The organism is Streptomyces sp. NH27 (assembly GCF_056859195.1).
In genome coordinates this window covers 1-6,064 of record NZ_JACEGK010000493.1, presented here as the reverse complement: position 1 = coordinate 6,064, position 6,064 = coordinate 1, and the positions used below count along the sequence as shown (strand labels likewise).

The following is a 6,064-nucleotide window of genomic DNA, read 5'->3' as shown; positions in this document are numbered from 1 at the left end:
GGCCCACCCCGCGAGCGGACGGCGCCGCCGTATATGGCCTTCGGCGCGTCAACTGCCGCTGAACCCCGGGCGGGTGTCCGTCACAGCGGAACAAGTGCAGCGGCACCCTGATGGGCTGCATGCCGAAGGAACAGGGCGGTCATCTGGTCCAGTGGGTTGAACGACGCTTCACCCTGCACAAGTTCGTTCTATCCCACAGCACCCGGATTGGCTACGACGTGTTCCGCCCGATGCTGTCACCGGGAGAACCGCTCCGGGCGGAAATCCGCGAGCATCCCGTCCCGCTTCCCGCTGAGGATCTCCGCGGCAAGCAGCCTGCCGATCACCGGCCCGAGCGTGATGCCGCTGTGGGAGACGGCCTCGTAGTAGCCAGGCACGGAAGGCACCGCTCCCACCGAGGGGAATCCGTCGGCCGGGATGGGCCGGTAGGCCACCTGCGTCTGTGCGATGCGGGAGTTGCCGAGTTCCGGAACGACGTGCCGCGCCGATTCGTGGAGCAGCCGCGCGAGTTCCGCCGGATCCTCGCCGGTGTCGATGAGGGCGTCGATCTCGCGGCTGTGGAGGACCACCGACGCGTCTCCGTCGGGTCGGATCTCGATGTGGGGTGCGTGCATGGCCCGGTGGACCGGGGGGACCTGAGCACAGTCGATCCGGGTGACGACGCCGGGTTCCCGGCGCATCGGCAGGTGCCGTGCGACGAGCCCGGCGACCTGGGAGGCGCTGGGTCCTGCTGCGTTCACGACGACGTCGACATCGAGACAGCTTCCATCCGACAGAGTCACCGCCCGGATGCTCCCGTCGGTGCCGATGCCGATGTCACGGACCGCAGTGCCGGTCCGGAGCTCGGCACCCGACTCGACGGCCCGGCCGACCAGGCGGCCGACGAGATGCCGTCCGTGCACCCATGCTTCGTCGGGGCAGAACAGGACCGGAGTCCCGCCGGGCACCGTGAGAGCAGGTTCCAGGCGGCGGCGCACCTCGGACCCCGTGCACACCTCGACCCGGTAGTCCCAACCGGCCAGCAGCTCGGCTGTTTCAAGGAGTTTCGCCTCCACTGCGGGATCGTCCGCCCAGCGCAGGTGGCCGCTGGGATACCACCACGAGCCCGGCCCGATGGTCCCGGCGAGCTCACGGTATGCCGCCATGCCCGCGACGTTCAGGTCGAAGTAGGACTTGCGCGCCGTCTTGTTGCTGGCGTTGACCCACGAGAAGGACCAGTTGGTGACCCCTTCGCCCGGCCGGCCCGCATCGATGAAGACCACCTCGGCCCCATGCCGCGTCAGGCTCCAGCCCACGGCGGCTCCGACAATGCCCACTCCGATGACCGCAACACGTTCAGGCCGCTGTACGCACCCGATGCTCACCGACGCCCCCTCCCGGGATCACGGGCGAACTCCCGCTTCAAGCATGCCATCACTCGGTTCGGCGACGAGCGCGTGATGAGGCCGATACTGCCGTGCGTCGGGTGAGCCGCATTGGTCTCGGCCGTACGCGTCTGGGCGGTATTCGTCCGGGCCGGGTACGTCAGCGGGGTGCGTCGGCCGGTCGCGTGCGGCCGTCTGCCGTATCGCGTGGCGTGGTGGCATCGGGGCCCGCGGGTCCGCGGCGGTGGCCGACCAGTGTGAACGACAGGGCCGCGACGGCCTGGAAGGCGGCGGCGGTGAGGAGGGCGCCCGGGAGGGAGCGGGTGGCAAGGGGGCCGGCGAGGGCGGTGCCGACCGCGTAGCCGGTGGTCTTGAGGCTGGCGCCGGTGGTGAAGACCTGGCCGCGCAGGTGGGCGGGGGCGTCGCGGTGGCGGATCGCGAACAGCGCGGTGAGCTGGGGGCCTTGGGCCGCGCCGGAGAGAGCCGCGGCAGCGACGAGGGCCAACGGCCGGGCCGTCGCGGCGAGCAGGAGAGCGGCCCCGAGCAGGAGGGTGGCGCACCACAACACGGTGTCCGGGCGCAGGGCGTGCGGACGGCGGGCGAGGACCGCGTTGGCGGCGAGCGCGGACGCGGCGGCGCCCGACAGGAGATACGCGCCGTGCCCGGCCCCGCCGAGCGCCGCCGCGCCGAGCAGCGGGACACAGGTGATGAACATGCCGGCGCCGACGCAGGACACCACCGAGGCGGCCGTCGCGCGGGCGAGTGCGGGTGCGCGGTGGATCGCGCGGAACCCGGCGGCGAGGTCGGCGCGGATCGGGGCGTGCGGCCGGTGCCGGCCGGCGGGTTCGCCGGGAGCGCGCGGCAGCGTCCACGCGGACGGCAGCGCCAGGCAGATCAGCGCGGCGGAGACCGCGACCGCGACCGGCGCCCCCGACAGCCCGGCCAGCACCCCGGCGAGCGCGGGACCCACCAGGCTCGCCAGGTCGTAGGTCATCGCGTCCAGCGCGTTCGCCCGTGCCAGCGCGCCGGCGGCGACGCGGGGGAGTTGCGAGGTCCAGCCGCCGGAGAGCGCGGGTCCCAGCGGCCCGGCGAGCACCGCGAGCAGAGCGGCCAGTCCGATGGGCAGCCGGTCCAGTGTCGTGAGGAGTAGCACCAGGGCGGCCGCGTAGCCGCCGAGCGCGGTGGCCAGCAGGCGCCCGGGCCGGGCGGACCGGTCGAGCAGCACGCCGAACAGCGGCCCCCCGGCCGCCGCCGACACCATCAGCGCGGCCGGGACCGCCGCCGCGCGGGACGCCGACCCGGTGGCGGCCAGTCCCGCCAGCAGGAGCGCGGGCCCCGACATCTCGTCGCCGACCCGGGCCGCGACCGCGCCGCCGAGATACGCCCGTACGGCGCGGTCCGTGTGACGCTTTTCCATTCGAATGACGTTACGCAGGTAACTCAAATATTCGCCACGTGCGTTACAGTGCCCACGTGTCATCTCCATACGACGACTGGTCCACCCGGCACTCCGTGTCGGCCAACGCCAGGCGCACCGCCGCACTCGTCAACGCGCTTGCCGTGGACGACGGTTGGGCGGTAGCCGGCGCCGAGGCGTCTGCCGGTGCGATGGCGGACGAGGCCGCGGACGCCCGGACCCGGGCCGTGCTGGTCGCGGTGCTGCGCGCGTACGGCGAGGCCGATCCCCTGACCTTTACCGCCGACGACCTCGCCGACCTGCGCGCGGCGGCCCGCCTGCTGCGCGAGGTGTTCGCCGCCGAGCACGTCGACGAGGTCGCGGCCCGCCTCAACCGGCTGTTCGCGGCCGGCACCGGCCCGTTCCGCCTCACCTCCCACGGCGGTGGCACCCCCTGGCACCCGCACCTGGACAGCGACGACGACGCGCCGTGGGCCGAGTGGTTCCTCGCCTCCTCCTGCATGGCGCTCGCCGTCCTCGTCTGGGACCGCCAGCGCCCGCCCGGTGGTGTGTGCGCCTCCCCGAGCTGCCCGAACGTCTACGTCACCGAGGGGCGCGGCCCGAACCGCCGCTACTGCTCGCGGCGTTGTGCCACCCGCGAGCGCGTCGCGACCCACCGGGCGCGGGCGGCGGCACCGGCTGAACCCCTGCCGACGCCTCCGGCCGTATCCGTATCCGCGTCCGCGCGGAGGTCGGTCGGAAGGCGGCCGGCCGGGGGAGGGCCGGCCGGAGGAGGGCCGCCCGGGGGATGGTCGTCATGACGAACGACCCTTTTCCGGTGGACGAGTTGGCGAACGATCCGGCGAACGACCCGGTGAACGGCCCGGTGAACGCCCCGACCGGCGGCCCGGCGATCGAACTGGTCCCGGTCGCGGCGGCCTACCAGCCCGTGCTGGCCCGCCTCCTCCAGCTCTACCTCCACGACTTCTCCGCCTGGCGCCCGCAAGACATCACCGCGCAGGGCACGTTCGACTACCCCTACCTCGACGCGTACTTCACCGAGCCGAGCCGGGAAGCGCGCCTCATCCGGGTGGGCGGCGCCCTGGCCGGATTCACCATGACCCGCGAACTGCCCGACGGTGCAAGGGAGATGAGCGAGTTCTTCGTGCTGCGCGGCTACCGCGGGCACGGTACGGGCCGCGTTGTCGCCCTGCGCACCCTGCGCCGGCACCCCGGCAACTGGGTCGTCGAGTTCGACCACGCCAACACCGTCGCCGCCCGCTTCTGGCCGCCCGTCGTCGCCGAGGCCGCCGGCGGCCCGGTCACCCGCGAGGACCACATGCCCCCGGCCGCCCCGCACGCCGTCGCGTGCCTGCGCTTCGCCGTCGCCCTGCCCGCGCCCTGACCCCGCCTGCCGGGTTCCCGTGGCGGCCGGTTCGCCCCGGCGCTCGTCCGCGCGAACGGTCACTGTCAGTGGTCGCTCCTACGATGTCGGGTATGAAGATCGAACCCTTCGACATCCGAACCGCGCTGCCCGCGCTGCTCGCCGCGCCGCGCGACCGCGCGCTCGCCTGGTGGTTCATCACCGGCTTCGCCGCATACTTCGGCCGGCCGCTCGGTGCGGGCGACGGTTGGGACCCCGCGGTCGTCGAGGCCGCCGAGCGGCGCCTCGGCCTGACGTTTCCGGCCGCGCTCCGGGAGGCGTACCTGCTGTTCGGCCGGCGCGACGACCTGACCAGCAACCACGACCGGCTGCTGCCGCCCGACAAGCTGTATGTGATGGACGGCGCGATCGTGTACCGGGAGGAGAACCAGGGCTGTGCCTACTGGGGCATACCCCTGGCCGACCTCGAGCGTGCCGACGCCGTGGGAGACGACGTCGTGCGCGACGACCCGCGCACGGTGGGCCGACCCGACCTCGCGGACAAGTCCCAGGAGCGCTGGGAGCCGTGGATGCCGAGCCTGACCTCCGCCTGCGTCGAGATCGTCATGGCCGAGGCGCTGTTGGACCCTGACGCCCACACCGACTTCCTGACCACTGATGGTGATGGTCTCGCGCCGGAAGTGGAGGCGTTGTGCGACTGGGGCCAGACGTTCGGACCCGGCAGCCGCTGGTTCGCCGGGCCCGACGTCCTGATACGCGAGGTCGAGGACGCGTTCGTCTGCGTCAGGGCCCGCACCCCCGAAGCGCTCGACTCGATCCGCGACGCGCTGCCCGGCGACTGGCTCGACGGCTGACGGCCCCCTGCCCTCGGCCCCCCGGCCATTGGTCACTGACCCTCGGCCCACCCGGGTCCGGGCCTCCTCGGGTGCTGCCGTCTGCCGGGAACGGGCCCGGGAGCTTCCGCGTTCGACGTCTGTCGGGTAGGAGTTCGGAGACGAGTGGAATCGAGGGAGGGGCCGGATGGGGTTCGTCGTCTTCATGACGCTGCCGGGGTTGGTCATCCTGCTGACGGCGGTCGCGTTCGTCGACCAGTTGATGCTGCGCGCCGGCCGAGCCGGTGTGCTGCCCTGGCGCGGTGGCCGGCAGGGCCAGATCACGGCGACCGGGTTCGAGCAGCTCCACGCCAGCTTCTCACCCGGCAAACAGAACGAGCTCGACGAGCGCAAGTCCTCGCTCACGCTCCGCGACGAGGAGGGCGACGGCGCGCCCCCGCGCTCGAAGGTCGATCTGGACCACGGCACCGCGGTGATCCGGGTGGACCCGCGCCCCGAGCCGAGCTGACGCCCCAACTCGTACGGTGGTCAGGTGCGTCGAAGCCGGTTGATCGTTCGCCGGGGGATTGGCGAGGCTGGCAGACTTGCCCGCGGACAGGATCGGGAGGCGGGGGATGGACGGCGTGCCATGGGTAGTGGTACCTCGCGCGTCCGCCGCCGGAACCGGCTGGGCTGCGCCGCGTTCGGGACGGCTGGGCCGGGACGGACTGATCGCGAAGTTCCACGACGCGGTCCGTCGGCCCGACGCTTTCGGCGGTGTGCCGGTGCTCCCGCTCCTGCTCGACCTGATCGCCGAGGCCGACGGGCACACCGACGGCATCGTGTGGATACCGGACACGAACGAGCGCCTCGGTACCGTGCAGTTGGTGCTGAGCTCCTACCCCGACCCGGACGTCCACGTGGCCGCGTCCCAATACGGCGAAGACGCCTACCGACGGGGCTGGTTGCGCCTGGACCGAACCCTCGGCTCCGCAGAACACACCGCGCTCGTCGCTGGGGCGGCCGCCTGGGCAGGCACGGACCGCACCGTCCACGAGGTGCTCGACGAGTTCGGCCCGGCGTCGATCACTTTCGGCGACCCGGACCC

5 protein-coding genes and 2 pseudogenes are annotated in these 6,064 nt (G+C 73.0%); 5 read left to right on the top strand and 2 right to left on the bottom strand.

What is annotated here, in order from left to right:
• Positions 1 to 236: 236 nt before the first annotated feature.
• Both AC13HU_RS30170 and AC13HU_RS30165 read right to left on the bottom strand, forming a co-directional pair.
• Entirely contained in the window at positions 237 to 1,364 is a 1,128-nt protein-coding gene (locus tag AC13HU_RS30170; protein WP_483045147.1) for an NAD(P)/FAD-dependent oxidoreductase, read from the bottom strand.
• A gap of 160 nt (positions 1,365 to 1,524) precedes the next feature.
• Positions 1,525 to 2,781, bottom strand: a complete 1,257-nt coding sequence (locus AC13HU_RS30165; RefSeq protein ID WP_483045146.1) for an MFS transporter — start codon at positions 2,779 to 2,781, stop codon at positions 1,525 to 1,527.
• Between the two features lie 56 nt (positions 2,782 to 2,837).
• On the opposite strand from AC13HU_RS30165, the pseudogene AC13HU_RS30160 reads away from it, so the two are divergent.
• From AC13HU_RS30160 to AC13HU_RS30140, 5 genes and pseudogenes are all read left to right on the top strand, one after another.
• A pseudogene (locus tag AC13HU_RS30160) lies at positions 2,838 to 3,449 on the top strand (CGNR zinc finger domain-containing protein); the annotation flags it as partial.
• A gap of 128 nt (positions 3,450 to 3,577) precedes the next feature.
• Positions 3,578 to 4,165 (top strand): GNAT family N-acetyltransferase, encoded by a 588-nt coding sequence (locus AC13HU_RS30155; RefSeq protein ID WP_483045145.1) that lies wholly within the window; start codon positions 3,578 to 3,580, stop codon positions 4,163 to 4,165.
• Positions 4,166 to 4,257: 92 nt separating this feature from the next.
• Positions 4,258 to 4,998, top strand: a complete 741-nt coding sequence (locus AC13HU_RS30150; protein WP_483045144.1) for an SMI1/KNR4 family protein — start codon at positions 4,258 to 4,260, stop codon at positions 4,996 to 4,998.
• 166 nt (positions 4,999 to 5,164) lie between these two features.
• Complete coding sequence (locus AC13HU_RS30145) at positions 5,165 to 5,485, top strand: DUF6191 domain-containing protein (RefSeq protein ID WP_483045143.1); 321 nt, start codon at positions 5,165 to 5,167, stop codon at positions 5,483 to 5,485.
• 115 nt (positions 5,486 to 5,600) lie between these two features.
• Positions 5,601 to 6,064: pseudogene (locus tag AC13HU_RS30140) on the top strand (hypothetical protein); the annotation flags it as partial.

Excerpts from the sequence above, each read along its gene's own strand:
- AC13HU_RS30145 (WP_483045143.1), top strand. The coding sequence starts at position 5,165 with ATGGGGTTCGTCGTCTTCATGACGCTGCCGGGGTTGGTCATCCTGCTG.
- AC13HU_RS30165 (WP_483045146.1), bottom strand. The coding sequence starts at position 2,781 with ATGGAAAAGCGTCACACGGACCGCGCCGTACGGGCGTATCTCGGCGGC.
- AC13HU_RS30155 (WP_483045145.1), top strand. The coding sequence starts at position 3,578 with ATGACGAACGACCCTTTTCCGGTGGACGAGTTGGCGAACGATCCGGCG.
- AC13HU_RS30150 (WP_483045144.1), top strand. The coding sequence starts at position 4,258 with ATGAAGATCGAACCCTTCGACATCCGAACCGCGCTGCCCGCGCTGCTC.